Raw genomic sequence first — 18,340 nt, 5'->3', positions numbered from 1 at the left:
GCCTGCTGAAATTAGAGAAAGCCGCGTGTCATGCATGCGGCTTTTTTTATTTCGAGGCTCGCTCCCGGCTCGCCATTGGACGGAATAGCCGCTAGCCCATGTTCAGTACTTGTTCGCGCAGCCAACCCGCGAACGCCTGCACGTATTCGAGGGCGGCGTGCTGCGGCGCGACGTCGAGCCAGTAGCCGAACGGGCCGGCCACTTCGACATCCGAGAACTGCGCGAGGCTGCCGTCCGCCAGTTCCTCGACGATCATATTTCTGTCGACGATAGCGAGGCCCGCGCCCTTGCGCGCAGCGCGGATCGCCTGTTCCAGCGTCGAGAATTCAATGCCGTTATCCGCGTAACGCGCGGGCAGCCCCGCCGTGGCGAGCCAGTTCGGCCACAGGTCCAGCCTCGCGTCGTTGTGCAGCACGTGTAGTGCTGGCATGTGTTCAAGCAGCCTGTCGAGCGGCTCGCCAAGCAGCATCGGCGCGCCCACCAGTGCATGGCGCTCGGTCATCAGCAATTCGGAGTGTGCGTCGGGCAATGCATGACGGCCGAAGCGGATCGTGCAGTGGCAGTCGGCGGTCGGCTCCGTGCGAATCGACAATTCGACGTCGGGCATCTCATCAGCGAGCGAACCTAGCCGTGGCGAGAACCATTGCGTCGCGAAGGTAGGCGGTACGGCCACCACCAGACGGCGCCGGCCCTTTGCCGCAGTGATTTGCCGGAAACCGCGCTCGATGGTGTCGAACGCGTCCGACAGGCAAGGAAGGAATTGCAGTCCCACGGGCGTCAGGCGAATGCCTTTGTGATCGCGCTCGAACAGCTTCGCGCCGAGCGATTCCTCGAGCAGTTTGATTTGCCGGCTGACGGCGCCTTGCGTCACGCATAGTGCGCTCGCCGCGCGGTTAAAGCTCATGTGACGCGCTGTTTCCTCGAAAAAGCGCAACGCGATGAGCGATGGCAAGCGTCGCATACATCACCTTCTGTCTCTTGGATCGTGCGGGGCAGTGCGGCCGATGTGAAGGCGCGCGGATCGCCTGCAATTGTCGCATTGAAGCACTGTATTTTGCCTGCGCGCGCTAAAAAAAACCCAATGCGCGGTTGCGCCGATGAACCTTCGATTGCCAGGGCTGTGGCTCGTGCGCGAGAAGCGCCGCGCGATGGCTGCTCTTCGCCTATGCTGAGGAACACGCGCGCGTCGACGTCCGAGCGGCGCGCCATTTTCATCTGCGGAGCGCCTGTGACCGTTCGCAATCTCGACGCGTTGTTCCGACCCAGATCTGTCGCGGTGATCGGCGCCTCCGAGCGGCCGGGCAGCACTGGCGCGATGGTCTGGGCGCGCTTGCTGGAAGGCGGCTTCGAAGGTCCGCTGTGGCCGGTCAATCCGAGATACGAAACGCTCAGCGGGCACCCGGTAATCGGCGATGTCGGCGACTTGCCGCAAGCGCCCACCGTGGCACTGATCTGCACGCCGGCAGCGACCTGGCCTTCGATCATTCATAAGCTCGGGGGTCTCGGGACGCGCGCGGCGATCATTGTCGGCGAGACCCGTTGCGACGACGACAGGCTCGCGCTGCAGCGTGCGCTCGCGGCGGCGCGGCCTCATCTGTTGCGAATCGTTGGACCGGGCAGTCTGGGCGTCGTGACGCCGGCGCTGCGCGCGCATTTCGGCGCGCCGTCGTGCACTGTGAAGGCCGGCGGCGTGGCGTGGGTCTCGCAGTCGAACGCGCTGACCAACGCGGTGCTCGGCTGGGCGCATGCACGCGGCCTCGGTTTTTCGCACGCGGTCGCGCTCGGCGGCGAGGCGGATGTCGACGCGGGCGACGTCCTCGACTATCTGGCGAGCGACCCAGGCACGCGCGCGATCCTGCTCGAACTCGACAGCGTGCGGGCGGCGCGCAAGTTCATGTCGGCGGCTCGCGCGGCGGCGCGCAACAAGCCCGTGCTTGCTCTGCGCTCGGGCCGCGCCGATCCCGCCGACGCGCTCTACACGGCTGCCTTCCGCCGCGCCGGCATGGTCCGCGTCGATGCGCTCGACGATCTGCTCGACGAAATCGAGACGCTCGGCGTGGGCCGCGTCGCGGCGGGCGCGACGGCGACGCTGATTACCAGCGACCGCGGCCTTGCAACACTGGCCTGCGACGCCTTCGCCGCCGCCGGCGACACGCTCGCGCCGTGGCCGGAGGAAGCATCGCAGGCGCTACAGCAGGCGTTGCCGAACGTGGTGGGCGGCAACCCGCTGCAACTCGGCGACGACGCGCGTCCCGAGTATTTCGGCACGGCGCTCAAGCTGCTCGCCGAGCATCGCGGCACCGGCACGGCGTTCGTCGTGCATGCGTCAACGCATAGCGCGCCGGTCGACGAGGTGGCGCAGGCGTTGATCACGAATCAGCGGTTCGCGTATCGCGGACTGCTCGCATGCTTCTTTGGCGGACTCGACGCTGCTACGCGCGACGCGTTGCATGCGCAAGGAATTCCGGTTCACACGACGCCGCAGCGGCTCGCCCGCGCGTTCGCGCGTCTCGTCGATTATCGGATGGGGCGCGAATTGCTCATGCAGACGCCCGAGGGTTTGCCCGCCGAAGTCCCTGAGGCGATCGACGCGGCGCAGGCGCAGGCTCGCGCCGCGCTTGCTGCGGGGGAGCGCGAATTAACGGGTGAAGCGGCAGCGGACTTGTTGAAGCGTTTCGGGCTCGACATAGAAACAGTGCCGACAGCGAATACAGCGGGCGCGGGCGAGCGTCCCGACGCGGCGCAAGGTTCGCGCGAATCGGACTGCGCGGGAACTGACGCTGCGTCTGAGCGCAAGCCGGTAGTCGACATCGCCGTGGAGCTTCATGACGACGACAACTTCGGTCCTGTGTTCCGCTTCACGGCGCCGTCCGCCGATGGTGTTTCCGAGCCGCTGCGACTCTATGGTCTGCCGCCGCTCAATCCGACGCTCGCCCGCGACATCGTCACGCGGTCGCCGTATGCGCGGCTGATCGCGCCGGAGCCTGCGCTAGCCGCCTTGACGGCGCTCTCGCAAGCCGTCTGCGACGTCAGGGAAATCGTTGGTCTTACGCTCACGCTGCGCGTGTACCGCGATCATGTGACGGTTGTCGCACCCACGCTCCGTATCGCGCCGACGCGCAGCCGCCTCGCGATCATGCCGTATCCGCGCCGCTTCGAGGAGACACTCGACTGGCAAGGTCTGCGTATTACGGTGCGGCCGATTCGCCCCGAAGACGAGGCCGCGCATCACGACTTCGTCGAAGCGATGACGCCCGAGGATTTGCGGCTGCGGTTTTTCGGTGCAGTAGGCAGCTTCGATCATTCGCAGCTCGCACGCATGACGCAGATCGACTACGACCGTGAAATGGCGCTGATCGCGACGGTGCAAAGCGACGAGGGCCTGGCGCGCACGCTCGGCGTGGTGCGCGCGGTGGCGGACCCGGATAACGAAACGGCGGAATTCGCAGTTGCCATTCGCTCGGATCAGAAAGGGCGACGGCTTGGCCGGTTGCTGACCGACCGAATCATCCGGTATGCGCGTGCGCGCGGTATACATTGGCTTGTCGGCGAGGCGTTGCGGGAGAACACTGCAATGATCGCGCTCGCGAGATCGAGCGGCTTCACGATCGCGCCGACGGAAGACCCGACTGTGGTGGGCTTCCGGATGGCGCTGGAGAAAGAACCGGATGAGGAAAAGAGCGCCGCGACGATGCGCGGCGCGCGTTGATTCGAAGGTGCGAGCACCTCCGCAACAGCGGGCGATCAGGCCGGCAGCTTCGCAGCCGCTTCCTCGACCTGCGCTCGCGTGACGGCCAACTCTTCCAGCCACGCATCCGCATACACCGCACCGGTTTCGCGTTCCAGCCGCGCGATGGTTGCCGCGCAGCGGCTCGAATCCTTCGGCGTCGCGATAAACGACTTCACCGACTGGCCCGCCTTGAATGCATCGAACAGCGGCACGCGGATATCGTCCGGCAACTGACGCGTCGTCCATTGATACGGCTTGCCGTTGAACGTGAACGAGGGCGGCAGCACACGTTCTTTCTTGGCTGCGGGAATCAGGCCGTACGTGCGCGCGGCTTCACCAATCTGCTCAGGTGAAAACAGTTCGTCGGGGCTGATGTCGAATTGCTGGATGAAAGTCTCGATGCTCTTCATCGCTGCCGCACGGTCGTCACGCCGCTTTTGCGCATGAGCGACGATGTCGCGGAGTTCGTCGGCTTCTGCAGGCGTGATCGTGAAGCTCGATTGCTTCTGCTGGAGTTCGGAAAAACGCTGGAATTCGGAATCGGTCAGAAGTTTCGCCATTGCTTATCGAAGGGCGCGCATGAACGGATTCATGCGGCGACATTTTTGAGAGGGTCGCCATTCTAAACCATGCGCGCGAGCGGTCTGCATAGCGTCAGTCAGCCACGCGTCAGACACCCTTCTCGCTGAACATGGACAGCGCCTGCACCGTTTCGCGCAGCAGGGTCGTGGCGGCGGCGAGCGTGGGCGCGACGTATTCGTCGATACGCTTCAGATAAGGGCATGTGAGCGCCGCGATTGCCTGGCCGGATGGGCCCAGAATCGGAAACGTCACGTCGGTCACGCCGAACGTCTGCTGGCTGTCCTTCTGCGAGAAACCCGCCGCGCGAATCCGTTCGCACGCTGCTTCGAGTGCGTCGCGGTCTATCGTCACTTCGCCCTTCACCTTGGTGTGCTCGGCGAGCATCTGCGCACGCTGTTCGACAGTCTGGAACGCGAGCATCACGCGGCCCGAGCCAGTGTCGATCAAGCCGACTCGCGATCCGAGCCGCACCGACATGCCCCAGGTGCCCGGTCCGTCCACTTGCGCGATGACAAGCAGATTGCCGCGATCGTACACGGCAAGATGACACGACTGTTCGGCGGCATCCGCGAAACGTTGCATGAGCGGCAACGCCTCGGAGATGAGCCGGTTCATCGGCGGATGACGATGGGCAAGCGCATACAGCTTGAGGCTCAGCGAGTAACGATCGCCGCTCGCGGAGCGCACCACGTATTGCCGGGCGACCAGACGTTCGAGCATCCGGTACATCTCGCTCGCGTTGCGTCCAAGCAGCTTGGTGATCTCGGCGCGCGTGAGGCCTTGCTTCTGCTCTGCAAGCAACTCCAGGATGTCGAGACCTTTGTCGAGCGCAGGAGCGCGATAACGGTCGGCATCATCTTTGTCTTCTGCGTCCATCGTGAGGGAATTCCGTGGGCTGTTCGTACCTGGCGCTTGAGTGTAAGTGCGGCGGCCAATTCCTGCGAGCGGATGCGTCCAGGGAAAACACGGACCATTGGTGCAGTGCACTTCCCTTGACTTCGAAAAGTGCATATATGAATAATGCGTTCATTGGTGAATTTGGCGTGCCGCCCCCGCAGCATGCCTCGCCATGGTCTAACGGAGAACTCATTTGACCAGCCGCCCCCAAACGGATCCGCGTCTGATCCTGCTCAGTCCCGAGGACAACTGCCTGATCGCGGCGGCGCGACTCGACGCCGGCACCCACCTGGAGATCGAAGGGGAGGGCATGACTCTCACGCAAACCATCGAACTCGGGCACAAGGTAGCGCGCCGCGATCTGGCGAAGGATGACAAGGTGCTGCGCTACGGCGCAGTGATCGGCCATGTGACGGAAGCGGTGCGGCGCGGGGCGCATCTGCACACGCACAACCTCGAAAGCGACTACCTGCCGACCTATACGCACGACGCGGGTCATCAATTCGTACATCACTGATTCGCGCACAACGACGCGGCCTCGCGCTGCGGTGGAACGACCATGACTGACACTTCCGTAGCAACTGCCTACGCGCAGCAGCCCACGCTGCAAGGCTATCCGCGCAGCGACGGCCGCAAAGGCATTCGCAATGTCGTCGCGGTCGCGTATCTGGTCGAGTGCGCGCATCATGTGGCGCGCGAGATCGTTACAGAGTTTCGCGAGCCGCTCGACGCGTTCGGCGACACGCTTGCCGACGGATCTGCCGGGCGCGAGCCGCCGGTTCATCTGATCGGCTTTCCCGGCTGCTATCCGAATGAGTACGCGGAGAAAATGCTCGAGCGGCTCACAACCCATCCGAACGTCGGCGCGGTGCTGTTCGTCTCGCTGGGATGCGAGAGCATGAACAAGCACTATCTCGTCGACGTGGTGCGCGCGAGCGGCCGGCCCGTCGAAGTGCTGACGATTCAGGAAAAGGGCGGCACGCGCAGCACGATCCAATATGGCGTCGACTGGATTCGCGGCGCGCGCAAGCAACTCGCCGCGCAAGAGAAAGTGCCGATGGCGCTCAGCGAACTGATGATCGGTACGATCTGCGGAGGCTCGGACGGCACGAGCGGCATCACCGCGAATCCGGCGGTTGGCCGCGCGTTCGATCATCTGATCGACGCGGGCGCGACTTGCATCTTCGAAGAAACCGGCGAGTTGGTAGGCTGCGAATTTCATATGAAGACCCGCGCGGCGCGACCGGAACTGGGCGACGCGATTGTCGCGTGCGTCGCGAAAGCAGCGCGCTATTACTCGATTCTCGGCCACGGTAGTTTTGCGGTCGGCAACGCGGACGGCGGCCTCACCACGCAGGAAGAGAAATCGCTAGGCGCCTATGCGAAGAGCGGCGCGTCGCCGATTGCGGGCATCGTGAAGCCGGGCGATATTCCGCCGACCGGCGGCCTTTACCTGCTCGATGTGGTGCCGGACGGCGAGCCGCGTTTCGGCTTTCCGAACATTAGCGACAACGCGGAAATCGGCGAACTGATCGCGTGCGGTGCGCATGTCATTCTGTTCACGACCGGACGCGGTTCGGTGGTCGGCTCGGCAATCTCGCCGGTCATCAAGATATGCGCGAATCCCGCCACGTATCGCAACCTGGCTGGCGACATGGACGTGGACGCGGGCCGTATCCTTGAAGGCCGCGGCACGCTCGACGAAGTGGGACGCGAAGTGTTCGAGCAGACGGTGGCGGTTTCGCAGGGCGCGCCTTCCAAGTCGGAAAAGCTGGGTCATCAGGAATTCATTCTTACGTACAAGACGTTCGAGCCGGTCGGGCCGGCATGCTTGCCGTCGAGCACCGCCGCGCCTCGACGCGTGGTTACTGTGGCGTCGCACTGAGCGTTGCCTTGCCGTGTGATAAAAAGGGCATGCAACAGCAACCGCTTGCATGCGACCGGAGCAAGAAGGAGACACGCTCAATGACTGCAACGAACGGTTCGAAAATCGAGCAGCGCCGCCGTGTTGGCCGCAGCGCATTGCAAGTAACCGGATTGAGTCTCGGCACCGCGCCCCTCGGCGGCCTCTACCGCGATCTGTCCGAAGAAGAAGCACACGCCACCGTCGCGGCCGCCTGGAACGCCGGCGTGCGCTATTTCGACACCGCGCCGCATTACGGCCACACCAAAGCGGAGCATCGTCTTGGCGACGCTTTGCGCCGCTATCCACGCAGCGAATATGTGTTGTCAACGAAAGTGGGCCGCCGTTTCGTACCGCGTACCAACCCCTACGACGGCAGCGAAGGCTGGCAGGATCCGCTGCCCTTCGAAGCGATCTACGACTACACGCACGACGGTATTCTGCGTTCGTTCGAAGACAGCCAGCAGCGCCTCGGCATCGTCGATATAGACATTCTGCTGGTCCACGACATTGGGCGGGTCACGCACGGCGAGAACAATCCTCACTACTGGCGGCAACTGACCGAAGGCGGTGGTTTTCGCGCGCTCGACGAACTGCGCTCGGCCGGCGCGGTTAAGGCCGTGGGACTCGGCGTCAATGAAGGCGCTGTAATACTCGACGCGATGGCCGAGTTCGATATCGATTGCGCGTTGCTTGCGGGCCGTTATACGCTTCTCGAACAGGCGACTCTCGACGACCTCTTGCCGGCGTGCGAACAGCGCGGCGTTAGCATCCTGTTAGGCGGCGCGTTCAACTCGGGCATCCTGGCGCGCGGCATCGAAGGCGATCTGAAATTCAATTACGGCGAGGCGCCGCGCGAAGTCATCGAGCGAGTCGCGCAACTGGAGACAGTCTGCCGCAACCACGGCGTGCCGCTCGCCGCCGCAGCCTTGCAGTTTCCGTATGCGCATCCGGCGGTCGCCACCGTGCTGACCGGCGCGCGCAGTGCCGACGAATTGCGTGAGAACGCTGCGTCGTTCGAGTTGCCGATTCCCGGGGCCTTGTGGTCCGCGTTGCGCGAGGAAGGCTTGCTCGACCCTCGCGCGCCCGCGCCACAGAACTGAACGTGAAGATGCATATCGACGCTCACCAGCACTATTGGGACCCCGCTCGCGGCGACTATGAATGGCTTACGCCGGAGCTCGAAATTCTGTACCGCCCTTTCGGCCCGGCGGATCTGAAACCGTTGCGAGAGAGGGCGGGCATCGAAAGAACGGTCGTGGTTCAGGCGGCGCCGACCATCGACGAAACGCGTTATCTGCTCGACATTGCGCGCGAGGAGCCGTCCATTGCCGGCGTGGTCGGCTGGGTGCCGCTCCTGCTGCCTACGGCTCCGGCTTTGATCGGAGCGCTCGCGCAAGAGCCCAAGTTCAAAGGCGTGCGGCCCATGCTGCAAGACCTGCCCGACGATACGTGGATTGCGAATCCCGATCTCGCGCCTGCAATCGAAGCGCTGATCGCGCATGACCTCGCCTTCGACGCGCTGATTTATGCACGGCATGTCGACCATGTGGAAACTTTCGCGCGGCGTTTTCCGTCGCTGCGCATCGTGGTCGATCACGGCGCTAAGCCGCCCATCCGCTACGGTCAGGCCGGCTGGCAAACATGGGCCGATGCGATCGCGCGGCTCGCGAAGCTGCCGGGCGTGCACTGCAAGCTGTCGGGGCTCGCAACCGAGGCGTCGCCGGGCTGGACCGAAGAGACACTACGGCCATACGTCGAGCACCTGCTCGCTACGTTTGGCGCCGCGCGGCTGATGTGGGGCAGCGACTGGCCGGTGCTCGAACTGAACGGCGATTATCTGCTGTGGCATTCGGTGGCCAACACGCTGCTTGCGTCGCTTGACGACGGCGAGCGCGAAGCGGTTTTCGGCGGCAACGCCGCCGCGTTTTATCGACTGTGACGTGACGAACACGTTTAGCCCATTCAACTGGAGTCGTAGATGACACAAAGACTGGCCGGAAAGACAGCATTGATCACCGCGGCGGGACAGGGCATCGGCCTCGCGACCGCCGAAATGTTCGCGCGCGAAGGCGCGCGCGTGATCGCCACCGACATCCGCATTGACGGGCTCGCGGGGAAGCCCGTCGAAGCGCGCAAGCTGGACGTGCTCGATGGCGAGGCCATCAAGGCGTTGGCCGCAGAAGTCGGTCCGATCGACGTGCTGTTCAATTGCGCAGGCTTCGTGCACGCGGGCTCGATCCTGGAATGCAGCGAGGAAGACTGGGACTTTGCGTTCGACCTGAACGCGAAGGCAATGTACCGGATGATCCGCGCATTCCTGCCCGCCATGCTGGAGCGCGGCGGCGGCTCGATCATCAATATGTCGTCGGCGGCGTCGAGCGTGAAGGGCGTGCCGAATCGCTTCGCGTACAGCGCGTCGAAGGCGGCGGTGATCGGGCTGACCAAGTCGGTTGCCGCTGATTTCGTCACGCGTGGTGTACGCTGTAACGCGATCTGCCCGGGCACAGTGTCATCGCCGTCGCTCGAACAGCGGATCGCGGCGCAGGCCGCGGCGCAAGGTGCAACGCTCGAAGCCGTGCAGGCGGCGTTCGTCGCGCGCCAGCCCATGGGCCGCATCGGCAAGGCCGAAGAGATTGCTGCGCTGGCGCTCTATCTCGCGTCGGACGAATCGGCGTTCACCACGGGCCACGCACATGTGATCGACGGCGGCTGGTCGAACTGACGCATAGACACAGGGCGTCGCAAGCCGGCGCACTGACGTAACAACCGAACACCACTGAACCCAGAGGAAAGTGCAACGATGAAACTGCTTCGTTATGGGCCGAAAGGCCAGGAAAAGCCGGGCTTGCTCGACGCGCAAGGCAAGATCCGCGATCTGTCCGGCGTAGTTGCCGACATCGACGGCGCGGCGCTGACCGACGAGGGCCTCGCCCGGCTGCGCGCGCTGGACCCGGCTTCGCTGCCGGTCGTGGAGGGCAATCCGCGCATGGGCCCGTGCGTCGGCAAGATCGGCAAGTTCATCTGCATCGGTTTGAATTACGCGGATCACGCGGCCGAGTCGAACTTGCCCGTGCCCGCTGAGCCGGTCATCTTCAACAAGTGGACTAGCGCGATCTCCGGTCCGAATGACGACGTCGAAATTCCGCGCGGCTCGAAGAAGACCGATTGGGAAGTGGAACTCGGCGTGGTGATCGGCAAACCGGCCAAATATGTGGACGAAGCGAACGCGCTCGATTACGTCGCAGGCTATTGCGTGATCAACGACGTGTCGGAACGCGAATGGCAGATCGAACGCGGTGGCACCTGGGACAAGGGCAAGGGCTTCGACACGTTCGGCCCGATCGGCCCGTGGATGGTCACGCGCGACGAAGTCGCCGATCCACAGAACCTCAGCCTGTGGCTCGAAGTGGACGGACACCGCTATCAGAACGGCAGCACGAAGACGATGGTGTTCGGTGTTGCCAAGCTGGTCTCGTATGTGTCGCAGTGCATGAGCCTGCAACCGGGCGACGTTATTTCCACGGGAACGCCGCCGGGCGTCGGCATGGGCGTCAAGCCGAATCCGGTGTATCTGAAGCCCGGTCAGACGATTCGTCTCGGCATTGAAGGTCTCGGCGAACAAACGCAGAAGACTTACGCAGCGGAGTAAGCCACTAGGAGCCGGCGGCGAGCGTTTGAAGCCTGAGCGTTAATTCGCCGGTTCGTGATCGCCGTTCTCGCCGATCCGGTTGACCGTGCCTTGCGCAACCGCGACGAGTCTTTCGCGGTTGCCGTCCATCACAAAGATGTTGCATTGGCAGGTCGCCTGATGGCGGCCCGCATACACCACCTTCGCCCGCGCGATCAGCGTGCCGTTCATCGCAGGGCGCAAGTAATTGATCTTGTATTCCCCCGTCACGACCTTGGGTCCGAGCGATAGTGCGCCGGCAAAGGTCATCGCGTTGTCGGCGAGATAGCTGATTACGCCGCCATGCACGAAGCCGTGCTGCTGCCGCAACTCGTCGCGGATCGGCAGGCTCAACGTCAGTTCGTCGGTGCCCGTGTGCATCAGCTCTGCGCCTAGCAGCATGCTGAACGGCTGGGCGTGCAATGCGCCGCGCGCCCGGTCGAGTAGGTCGGTCATTGTGATTCCTTCGAGGAAGGCCTGCGGTGGCAGTGCGCACTGGCGTACGCGCGTCAGTCCCTACCCACTCTAGGAAGCGCCAACGCGCGCCGTCAAGATGAATCGGAAATATCTGCCCGGCATTGTTGCTTGCGACGGTAGGAATTCAGACGTTGGCCGACGTAAACACGACGTAAGACGATCTTTGAAGTTTTTGACCTTAAGCAAAGAACGGTGCTGCCGTTAACCCTGAGGTAGTTCCCAGTCATTCTCTGCCTTCAGGTGTTCCCGATGTTCAGCAAGATCAAGGTCGCATCCGGCCTGTTGTGTGTCCTGGCCGCGTTCTGCGTTTTCCAGCTTGTCACGGTAGGTCTCGGTTTCTGGTCGCTCACGCGAACCCATGACGACGTTGGCGACCTTTCAAACATCGCGCTCAAGCAGGTGGATGCCGTCAACGAAACCACGCAGCATCTGATGGACGCCCGCATCAACCTGTCGCGTGCCGGTACGCGCATGGTGCGCGGCGGCGCGGAGCCGACCGATATCGTTCAGCATGCGCGCGAGCAGCTGACGGCCGCCGAGCAATCGTTCAACGCCTTCATGAGCGCCCCGAAAACGAGCGACGAAAACGGCGCCCGTGCCGCAGCCCTCGCCGAGCGCTACAAGAAGCTGCACGGCGCGCTCACGGAACTGGCGCAGTTTCTGGACGCAAACAACATTCAGGCGTTTCTCGACCAGCCGACGCAATCGTTCCAGGACGGCTATCTGACCGAGTTGCATAACTTCACGCAGTTCGGCAATGCGGCGAGCCGCGCGTCGCTCGATTCCATCGACGCGCGTATGGCCGCATTCCGGGTCGTCAGCATTGTGATTCTGCTGGCGCTGGTCGGGGGGACGTTTGCGGTGCATATGGCGTTGCGCCGTGGCGTAGTCGCACCGCTGGAGGAAGCGGGCCGTCACTTCGACCGGATCGCACAAGGGCGTCTCGATCAGCCGATCGCCGCCCGGGGCACCAACGAAATCGGCCGGCTGTTCTCAGGCCTTGCGAAGATGCAGGCGAGCGTCGCGCGCACCGTGCAGACCGTGCGCGAGTCGGCCGACTCCATTCATCTCGGCGCCGATGAAATCGCGACCGGCAACGCCGATCTTTCCGCACGCACTGAAAATCAGGCCGCCTCGCTCGAAGAAACGGCGTCGAGCATGGAAGAATTGACCGCCACAGTGCGTCAGAACGCCGATCATGCGCGCGAAGCAAACGCGCTCGCCGAAACGGCCCTCGAGGCGACCTCGCGCGGCAGCGAAGTAGTCGACAAGGTGGTGGACAAGATGCGGGGCATTGCGCAAAGCTCGGACAAGATCGCCGAGATTATTTCGGTGATCGACGGCATTGCGTTCCAGACCAATATTCTCGCGCTGAATGCGGCCGTCGAGGCGGCGCGCGCAGGCGAACAGGGCCGCGGCTTTGCGGTCGTGGCAGGCGAGGTTCGCGGACTGGCCCAGCGCAGCGCGCAGTCGGCCAAGGAAATCAAGACGTTGATCAGCGAATCGGTCGCCGAGATTCAGGGCGGATCGGCACTCGTCGAGCATGCCGGCGAAGCGATGAGCAACGTGTCCGCCTCGATCTCGCGCGTGACGCAGATGATGGCTGAAATCAGTGCGTCGTCGCTCGAGCAAAGCACGGGCATCGAGCAGGTGAACCAGGCGGTTGTGCAAATGGACGAGATGACGCAGCAAAACGCGGCGCTCGTCGAGCAGGCTGCGGCAGCGGCGGCTTCGTTGCATCAACAGACTCAGCAATTGAAGCAGGCTGTTTCCGTGTTCGAAATTTCGGCGGCTGTGTTGCGCACACAACAGATCGACGAAACGCCGGCGGAATTCGGGCAATTTTCGGTGTCGGGAATGCGCGCGATTTAAACGGTTCGCGCTCAAAAATCGGGCAGCCAGAAAAGAAAAATGGCCCGCGGAAGCGGGCCATTCTTGTATTAGGCGCAAGCGCCTACGCGTGCCTCAACGTACCGTTGGTACTTAGGCCGGCGTGATGTTCGCAGCTTGCTTGCCCTTCGGGCCCTGCTTCACTTCGAACGACACTTTCTGGTTTTCCTGCAGGGACTTAAAGCCGCTGCCTTGAACTTCCGAAAAGTGTGCAAACAGGTCTTCGCCACCGTCGTCCGGCGTGATGAAACCAAAGCCCTTTGCATCGTTAAACCACTTCACAGTACCTGTTGCCATTTTTGATCCAGTAAATGTTGTGTATTGCATTCGCGACCGCTATTTCTCAAATCGAGATCGAGCGCGAAGTACGAGTTGTATCACGTCTTTATGACGGACGCCAATCAACCAGTATTCGGGTATTCCCCGGCTTCGGCCTTTTCGAGGCGTCGAGGGCACAAAAAAGGACGTGCCTCCGGGTAGGGTAAACTGCTTGTATTACTCTTCCAGGAAAAACATTGACACATTATTTGCAAGAAGAACTTACGTCGTTCTGGAGCCGTTTGACCCCCTATCTCGCGGTATTGGAGTCTAAATCACCTCAAGACGACGCACCGGACCCCGTCGGCCGAATCACCGTGGACGCCGACGACCGCCAGGCTTTTGCCCTCCACACCACCGACCGTAAGCCGCAAGGCGGCACGTCCGACACGCCTACTGGCCAAAGCGCAACGTATATGCGAACCAGATCGGACGGCAGCGATTGGGGCCCTTGGCAGCGCGAAGAGTATTGAGCGACCGGGCGGCGTGAGCGAGTCGCGCCGCGGCGAATGTTTGGCGGATCTCGCCAGAGGGCGAGGCCGCTGCAAAAGAGTGTTCGCCTCGCTTGTACGTCGGCCTGCGGTGTCAGGCCGGCAACGCATTAAACGCCGTTGCGAGGTGATAAGGCGTGGTCGACGGCATGTCGGCGCGCGCTACTTCACCTGTTGAAGTTTTGCATTCGAACCAGCCTTGCGGCCGCAAGAAACGTTGCTGGAACAGTTCGATTTGCCGCGGCAGATCGGCCCGCACGACGGCTTCGTCGTGGCTCGCGAGTGCTCGCAGATATTCCGTTTGTGCCCAGATGCGCTGAGTCGGATCTTTGATCCGCCCGTTTTCATCGAGTGACGCACAGACGCCGCCCGTTTCCTGATCTACACCATTGCGTTGCGCGAAATCGAACGCGCGCGTCAGTGCTTCCATAAGATCTGTTCCCTCGAATAGGGCGCCTGCCCGCTTGGCAAGCCAGAACCATTCGAACTGATGCCCCGGCTCGAGGCGATTGTCGTGGGTGCCAATCGGCAATTCCGCGATGCAGCCCGACGGCGCATGCACGAAGTGACGAGCGACCGCGCCGGCCAGGCGGCTTAGTGCGGCGTCGAAAGCGTTGTCGCGCGTAGCTTCGCGGGCTGCGAGCCAAGCCTCCGTTAAATGCATCAAAGGATTCTGAACCGGTGTGCCGGTTACTGCGGTGAAGTCGGCCGTGAGCGCGGCATTGAAGAGATTGTCTTCAGCGGCAAACTTCGACTGAATCAGCGCGGACGTGCGATGCACGATTTCCAGCGCGTCGCGATTGCCGGAGCGGCGGCCATATTCCGCACAGGCGAAGACGACGAACGCATGTGTGTACAGGTCTTTCGCGGTGTCGAGCGGAGCGCCTTGCGCATCGACGCTATAGAACCAACCGCCGTGTTCCGTATCCTGAAAAGTGTGCGTAAGGGAATCGAACAGAACTTGCGCGTGGGCTGCGTCGCCGGCTTCGGAGAACACAAAGAGTTGGCGCGCGCAGGCCATTGCCCGATAACGTTGCGCGGGCTCCGGAAGGTGATGTTCCGCGCTGAGCGCTTCGTACGGCAGTTTGAGCGCTCCGTTGAAACCGGGCCCGCGCCACATCGGCAGGATCACATTGTCGAAGTGTTCACGCAGTCCCGCGGCGAGCGCGATGGTCGGGGCGGCGTCAGGGTTCTTGCTGGGCATAGTCATGTTTCAAACGCGGTGTTTCAAACGCGGTGTTTCAAAGCGCCCGTGTCAGCGAGCATGCGGCAAGCGTGGGGCAGCGGCGGCCTGCGGCTTAGCATAATGGAAACCGAACGCAGCCGGCGCCCAAAATCGACGAGGAAAACACTCAAATAATTTCAAGAAGGAGGGAACGCGATGCTGGGTAACCTCGAACTCATCTCCCGGCTGGTGTTGGCCGCGGCCCTCGGCAGCGTCATCGGCTTCGAGCGCGAACGTCTTTCGTGGGCGGCGGGATTGCGCACGCATATGCTGGTATGCGTGGGTTCGGCGCTGATCATGATCGTGTCGGCGTATGGTTTTGCCGAAGTGCTCACAGGCGAGCATGTCGTGCTGGATCCCTCGCGGATGGCGGCTCAGGTTGTTTCGGGCATTGGCTTTCTCGGCGCAGGTTCGATCCTGCTTCGCGGCGACCATCATCTTTGTGATCATCCTCGCGGGCATCAAGGCCCTTGAGCGGCGGTTCATCACGGTCAAACAGCGCCGTCAGGTGACCATGCTTGTCGAGCGCGGCACCATGACGTTTCACTGCTGCATGACGAGCTTGGCGCAGTGAGCCCGCGCGTCAAACCGTTCGTCATGCAGCAAAGCGACGAAACTCCCGAATGCGACGAGGTCATGATTACGCTGAATCGCGTGTCGAACGTGGAGTACGAGGCGATCTGCACGCGCTTGCGCCAACTGCGCGGTGTCAGCGAGTTCAGGCATGACGACGCGTCGTCTTGAAACCGGAAAAACGTCGGCGAATGGCTTCGATGGCGGTGGGCGCCATGCGACAATGCGGTCTCGAAAAATTCCAATGGCATTGACGAGCGGTGCCGGCGCCCGCTCCCCGCGACGACCGCTCTTTTCTCTATGGCAGATTCCGCAGTATCCACGCAATCCCGGCCTCGGCGCGACGCTTCCACGAAGAAGCGGCGCGAAGCCACGGTCTCGACCGAAACCGAAAAAAAGCTGGCGCGCGCCGCGCGCTCGGCACAACGCCTTGCACAACTGAGCGACGTCTCGCGCGACGACAGCACGCTCGACCTGTTCCCCGACGATCCGACGCGTGCCACGCTGGAAGCGATGAACATCGACGTTCGCCAGGGCACGCTGCACGGTTTCGAACTGCCCGATGTCGTGCTGGCCGCCGTGGGCGCGCTCGATACGCCGAGCGACAGCATGTCAGCCGACGCAAAAGCGGCGCGCCGTGCACCTCGAGCAGCCAAGGACGATGAGCCCGCCCGAGTAGACCTGCAATTGAGCGGTCTCGAAGTCGAGCTCTCGACGGTGACCGGGTCAGACGCCGCGCATCCGATGTCGGCTGCGGATCTGGCTGACCAGAATGAGGCGGTAGTATCGCCGCGGGAAGCGACTCCTCCGCTGTCCCCCGCCATGGCCGCCGCGACGGTGGCGCGCAGTGTCACCGCGCTGCGTCAGGCAGCCGAGCGCGATGTCGAGACGGTGGAATCCGCGGTGGGCAACCGGTCGGAGGCAGGCGGCAAATCTTCGCAACGTTCGGCTTCGGGCAGGCAGATCGGAGTGACGGTTGCAGATCAGGCGGACTTCGCTGAAGGGTTCGCCGCTAGCCCACAGGGCGGAACTGGTGCGAGGCATGCGGCATCGGCATCGGCGCGCAACGCGAACCAACCGGCCGAGGCCGACCGGTCAACGCGTGAGACGGCGGCCACAGCCCCATCCGCCGGCACGGGCGCAGCGTTCGCCGCGCCCTGGCAAGAAGCGCGACCAGCGGAAGCCGCTGCGGCTGCCGCTGCCGTGCAGCGCGCAGCCCCGGAACTCGACCGTGCGCGGGCAACGGCCTTTGCCGACACCGTCGACGCGCTGTACGGCGTGATCGCCGACCAGCGCCGTGCAGCGACGGACCATTCGCGCCGCATGAAATGGATGCTGTCGATCGTGGTCGGCGCGCTGCTCATGACGGTGGCGATCGGCCTTACGCAGACCATGCTGCTTATGCGCCTCACCCGCGAAACCACCGCGCAACAGCATCGGATCGAACAGATGTTGCAAAGCCAGCAGACCGCGATGGCCAGCGTGCTCGACACACAAATAGCAATGGCCAATGCAGCCGCCCATGCCGCCCCGGCCACGGTCGCACCGGCGCCCGCACCGCAGCAGGCGCTCATGGTTCCGGAATCCGCGAACGGCCAGCGCGCCGTGCACGCGCGGCACATCAGAAAGCCGAAAACGGCGAATTCGCACTGACAGCCTGCGAACGGCTGCCTGCCGCGCCGGCGAAAACGCCTGGCGCCACGGCAGCCTCCATCCCTCGCCCCACGCGTTCTGCAGTGCAAGGCGTCCGAGCGCCTCGGTAGTCGGTGCAAGAGCGCGCCAACCAGGCGCCACGTAGCCATTACGAAGCCCAAGCCGATGCGCTTCCATGTCCATCGCCGCGCACCGAAGCGGTCAATCGAAAACAGGGACGTTGTAATGCTGCAACGCAATATCACGGCCCATGGGCCGCGACAGCGCGTCGCATCGAATTAATGCTGCGTTGCACTAGCTTTTGACTAGGGAAAACCCTATAATTCTTTTTAAGGGAAAACCCTAGCAAATGCAGTAATCAACCGGGAGTCGCCATGAGCTTCATCTTTGCATTGTTCCAAAAGGTCAGCGACCTCTTTGCGTCGCCCCACTTGCCGCTTGACTCAGACTATTCGTACGCAGCGCGTTCGCGGGAAGCTGAGCGTCAGCGCAAGGCGCAAGCTACGCTGTTCGGCATCAAGCTGTCCGACTAATAGCCAGTCTGTAAGCCCGGGCGCGGTCGTCGCGCCGGGTGCGCATGTCAATGCGCGTGCGTCATTCAAGCCGCGGTCTGCGAAAGCGCGCCGTGGCTTTGTTTCATCTCAGCATTCGTTCCGGCATCGTTCGTTCTTCGTCGACGCTTTTTTCGTCGTCAAATATTTCCCGACCGAAATGAATGTAACGGCGCCTCACGTAGCGTCAACCCGCAAGCCGGACAAATCGCCGCGAAAGTCTTATGCGGACGGACGTCGGAGCGGAAATAACGGTTCCCCAATCCGTCCCTTTCTTTGAAATGTGCGCTTACAAGTGCTCACGTCTTCATGCCAGTTGTGTCGCTAAAGTTGGTTTCAAGCGCAGGGCGTCCTTGACGGGCCAGAACTTCGAAGCCCGA

16 protein-coding genes and 1 pseudogene are annotated in these 18,340 nt (G+C 62.9%); 11 read left to right on the top strand and 6 right to left on the bottom strand.

The window, feature by feature from the left end; genetic code table 11:
- Positions 1-91: 91 nt before the first annotated feature.
- The gene (locus tag BCA01S_RS29415; RefSeq protein ID WP_027779974.1) at positions 92-961 is read right to left on the bottom strand and encodes a LysR substrate-binding domain-containing protein; all 870 of its coding nucleotides are present in this window, start codon (positions 959-961) and stop codon (positions 92-94) included.
- Between the two features lie 267 nt (positions 962-1,228).
- On the opposite strand from BCA01S_RS29415, the gene BCA01S_RS35520 reads away from it, so the two are divergent.
- Positions 1,229-3,709, top strand: coding sequence for a bifunctional acetate--CoA ligase family protein/GNAT family N-acetyltransferase (locus tag BCA01S_RS35520; RefSeq protein ID WP_042319850.1), 2,481 nt, complete (start codon positions 1,229-1,231; stop codon positions 3,707-3,709).
- Positions 3,710-3,744: 35 nt separating this feature from the next.
- Here the strand turns inward: BCA01S_RS35520 and BCA01S_RS29405 are convergent, their stop codons facing one another.
- Both BCA01S_RS29405 and BCA01S_RS29400 read right to left on the bottom strand, forming a co-directional pair.
- Positions 3,745-4,290: a hypothetical protein gene (locus BCA01S_RS29405; protein ID WP_027779973.1), complete on the bottom strand. Its 546-nt coding sequence runs from the start codon at positions 4,288-4,290 to the stop codon at positions 3,745-3,747.
- 109 nt (positions 4,291-4,399) lie between these two features.
- Entirely contained in the window at positions 4,400-5,188 is a 789-nt protein-coding gene (locus BCA01S_RS29400) for an IclR family transcriptional regulator (RefSeq protein WP_027779972.1), read from the bottom strand.
- Positions 5,189-5,402: 214 nt separating this feature from the next.
- Between BCA01S_RS29400 and BCA01S_RS29395 the strand changes: the two genes are divergently transcribed.
- The 6 genes from BCA01S_RS29395 (at position 5,403) to BCA01S_RS29370 (ending at position 10,764) form a co-directional block, all read left to right on the top strand.
- Positions 5,403-5,726, top strand: coding sequence for a UxaA family hydrolase (locus tag BCA01S_RS29395; RefSeq protein ID WP_027779971.1), 324 nt, complete (start codon positions 5,403-5,405; stop codon positions 5,724-5,726).
- 42 nt (positions 5,727-5,768) lie between these two features.
- Positions 5,769-7,094 carry a UxaA family hydrolase gene (locus BCA01S_RS29390; RefSeq protein ID WP_027779970.1) on the top strand — a complete coding sequence of 442 codons (1,326 nt, stop codon included), beginning with the start codon at positions 5,769-5,771 and terminating at the stop codon, positions 7,092-7,094.
- 80 nt (positions 7,095-7,174) lie between these two features.
- A complete protein-coding gene (locus BCA01S_RS29385) occupies positions 7,175-8,215 on the top strand; it encodes an aldo/keto reductase (protein WP_027779969.1) in 1,041 nt (346 codons plus the stop codon).
- A gap of 8 nt (positions 8,216-8,223) precedes the next feature.
- Positions 8,224-9,054 (top strand): amidohydrolase family protein, encoded by an 831-nt coding sequence (locus BCA01S_RS29380; protein ID WP_027779968.1) that lies wholly within the window; start codon positions 8,224-8,226, stop codon positions 9,052-9,054.
- A gap of 39 nt (positions 9,055-9,093) precedes the next feature.
- Positions 9,094-9,837: an SDR family oxidoreductase gene (locus BCA01S_RS29375; protein WP_020068577.1), complete on the top strand. Its 744-nt coding sequence runs from the start codon at positions 9,094-9,096 to the stop codon at positions 9,835-9,837.
- A 78-nt stretch (positions 9,838-9,915) separates the two neighbouring features.
- Positions 9,916-10,764 (top strand): ureidoglycolate lyase, encoded by an 849-nt coding sequence (locus tag BCA01S_RS29370; RefSeq protein ID WP_027779967.1) that lies wholly within the window; start codon positions 9,916-9,918, stop codon positions 10,762-10,764.
- A gap of 39 nt (positions 10,765-10,803) precedes the next feature.
- Here the strand turns inward: BCA01S_RS29370 and BCA01S_RS29365 are convergent, their stop codons facing one another.
- A complete protein-coding gene (locus BCA01S_RS29365) occupies positions 10,804-11,238 on the bottom strand; it encodes a PaaI family thioesterase (protein WP_027779966.1) in 435 nt (144 codons plus the stop codon).
- Between the two features lie 270 nt (positions 11,239-11,508).
- On the opposite strand from BCA01S_RS29365, the gene BCA01S_RS29360 reads away from it, so the two are divergent.
- Complete coding sequence (locus BCA01S_RS29360) at positions 11,509-13,131, top strand: methyl-accepting chemotaxis protein (RefSeq protein WP_027779965.1); 1,623 nt, start codon at positions 11,509-11,511, stop codon at positions 13,129-13,131.
- A gap of 111 nt (positions 13,132-13,242) precedes the next feature.
- Here BCA01S_RS29360 and BCA01S_RS29355 read toward each other — a convergent pair whose 3' ends face one another.
- On the bottom strand, positions 13,243-13,446 hold the full coding sequence (locus BCA01S_RS29355; protein WP_006047528.1) for a cold-shock protein: 204 nt from the start codon (positions 13,444-13,446) through the stop codon (positions 13,243-13,245).
- A 606-nt stretch (positions 13,447-14,052) separates the two neighbouring features.
- Positions 14,053-15,162, bottom strand: a complete 1,110-nt coding sequence (locus tag BCA01S_RS29350) for an AGE family epimerase/isomerase (RefSeq protein WP_027779964.1) — start codon at positions 15,160-15,162, stop codon at positions 14,053-14,055.
- A 177-nt stretch (positions 15,163-15,339) separates the two neighbouring features.
- Here BCA01S_RS29350 and BCA01S_RS35510 point away from each other — a divergent pair.
- The 3 genes and pseudogenes from BCA01S_RS35510 to BCA01S_RS38630 all read left to right on the top strand — a co-directional run bounded on the left by BCA01S_RS35510 (position 15,340) and on the right by BCA01S_RS38630 (position 17,942).
- Positions 15,340-15,927, top strand: a pseudogene (locus BCA01S_RS35510) (MgtC/SapB family protein).
- Between the two features lie 129 nt (positions 15,928-16,056).
- Positions 16,057-17,409: a hypothetical protein gene (locus tag BCA01S_RS29340; RefSeq protein ID WP_027779963.1), complete on the top strand. Its 1,353-nt coding sequence runs from the start codon at positions 16,057-16,059 to the stop codon at positions 17,407-17,409.
- 374 nt (positions 17,410-17,783) lie between these two features.
- Positions 17,784-17,942: a hypothetical protein gene (locus BCA01S_RS38630; RefSeq protein WP_020068569.1), complete on the top strand. Its 159-nt coding sequence runs from the start codon at positions 17,784-17,786 to the stop codon at positions 17,940-17,942.
- Positions 17,943-18,340 lie beyond the last annotated feature (398 nt).

The organism is Paraburkholderia caledonica NBRC 102488 (assembly GCF_000685095.1).
Classification (GTDB): Bacteria; Pseudomonadota; Gammaproteobacteria; order Burkholderiales; family Burkholderiaceae; genus Paraburkholderia; species Paraburkholderia caledonica.
The sequence above is the reverse complement of the archived record's forward strand: the minus strand, read 5'-3'. Positions and strand labels throughout refer to the sequence as shown.

Coding starts and splice junctions, on each gene's coding strand:
- BCA01S_RS29415 (WP_027779974.1), bottom strand. CDS start 961: ATGCGACGCTTGCCATCGCTCATCGCGTTGCGCTTTTTCGAGGAAACA.
- BCA01S_RS29405 (WP_027779973.1), bottom strand. CDS start 4,290: ATGGCGAAACTTCTGACCGATTCCGAATTCCAGCGTTTTTCCGAACTC.
- BCA01S_RS29400 (WP_027779972.1), bottom strand. CDS start 5,188: ATGGACGCAGAAGACAAAGATGATGCCGACCGTTATCGCGCTCCTGCG.
- BCA01S_RS29390 (WP_027779970.1), top strand. CDS start 5,769: ATGACTGACACTTCCGTAGCAACTGCCTACGCGCAGCAGCCCACGCTG.
- BCA01S_RS29385 (WP_027779969.1), top strand. CDS start 7,175: ATGACTGCAACGAACGGTTCGAAAATCGAGCAGCGCCGCCGTGTTGGC.
- BCA01S_RS29380 (WP_027779968.1), top strand. CDS start 8,224: ATGCATATCGACGCTCACCAGCACTATTGGGACCCCGCTCGCGGCGAC.
- BCA01S_RS29375 (WP_020068577.1), top strand. CDS start 9,094: ATGACACAAAGACTGGCCGGAAAGACAGCATTGATCACCGCGGCGGGA.
- BCA01S_RS29370 (WP_027779967.1), top strand. CDS start 9,916: ATGAAACTGCTTCGTTATGGGCCGAAAGGCCAGGAAAAGCCGGGCTTG.
- BCA01S_RS29365 (WP_027779966.1), bottom strand. CDS start 11,238: ATGACCGACCTACTCGACCGGGCGCGCGGCGCATTGCACGCCCAGCCG.
- BCA01S_RS29360 (WP_027779965.1), top strand. CDS start 11,509: ATGTTCAGCAAGATCAAGGTCGCATCCGGCCTGTTGTGTGTCCTGGCC.
- BCA01S_RS29355 (WP_006047528.1), bottom strand. CDS start 13,446: ATGGCAACAGGTACTGTGAAGTGGTTTAACGATGCAAAGGGCTTTGGT.
- BCA01S_RS29350 (WP_027779964.1), bottom strand. CDS start 15,162: ATGCCCAGCAAGAACCCTGACGCCGCCCCGACCATCGCGCTCGCCGCG.
- BCA01S_RS29340 (WP_027779963.1), top strand. CDS start 16,057: ATGGCAGATTCCGCAGTATCCACGCAATCCCGGCCTCGGCGCGACGCT.
- BCA01S_RS38630 (WP_020068569.1), top strand. CDS start 17,784: ATGAGCTTCATCTTTGCATTGTTCCAAAAGGTCAGCGACCTCTTTGCG.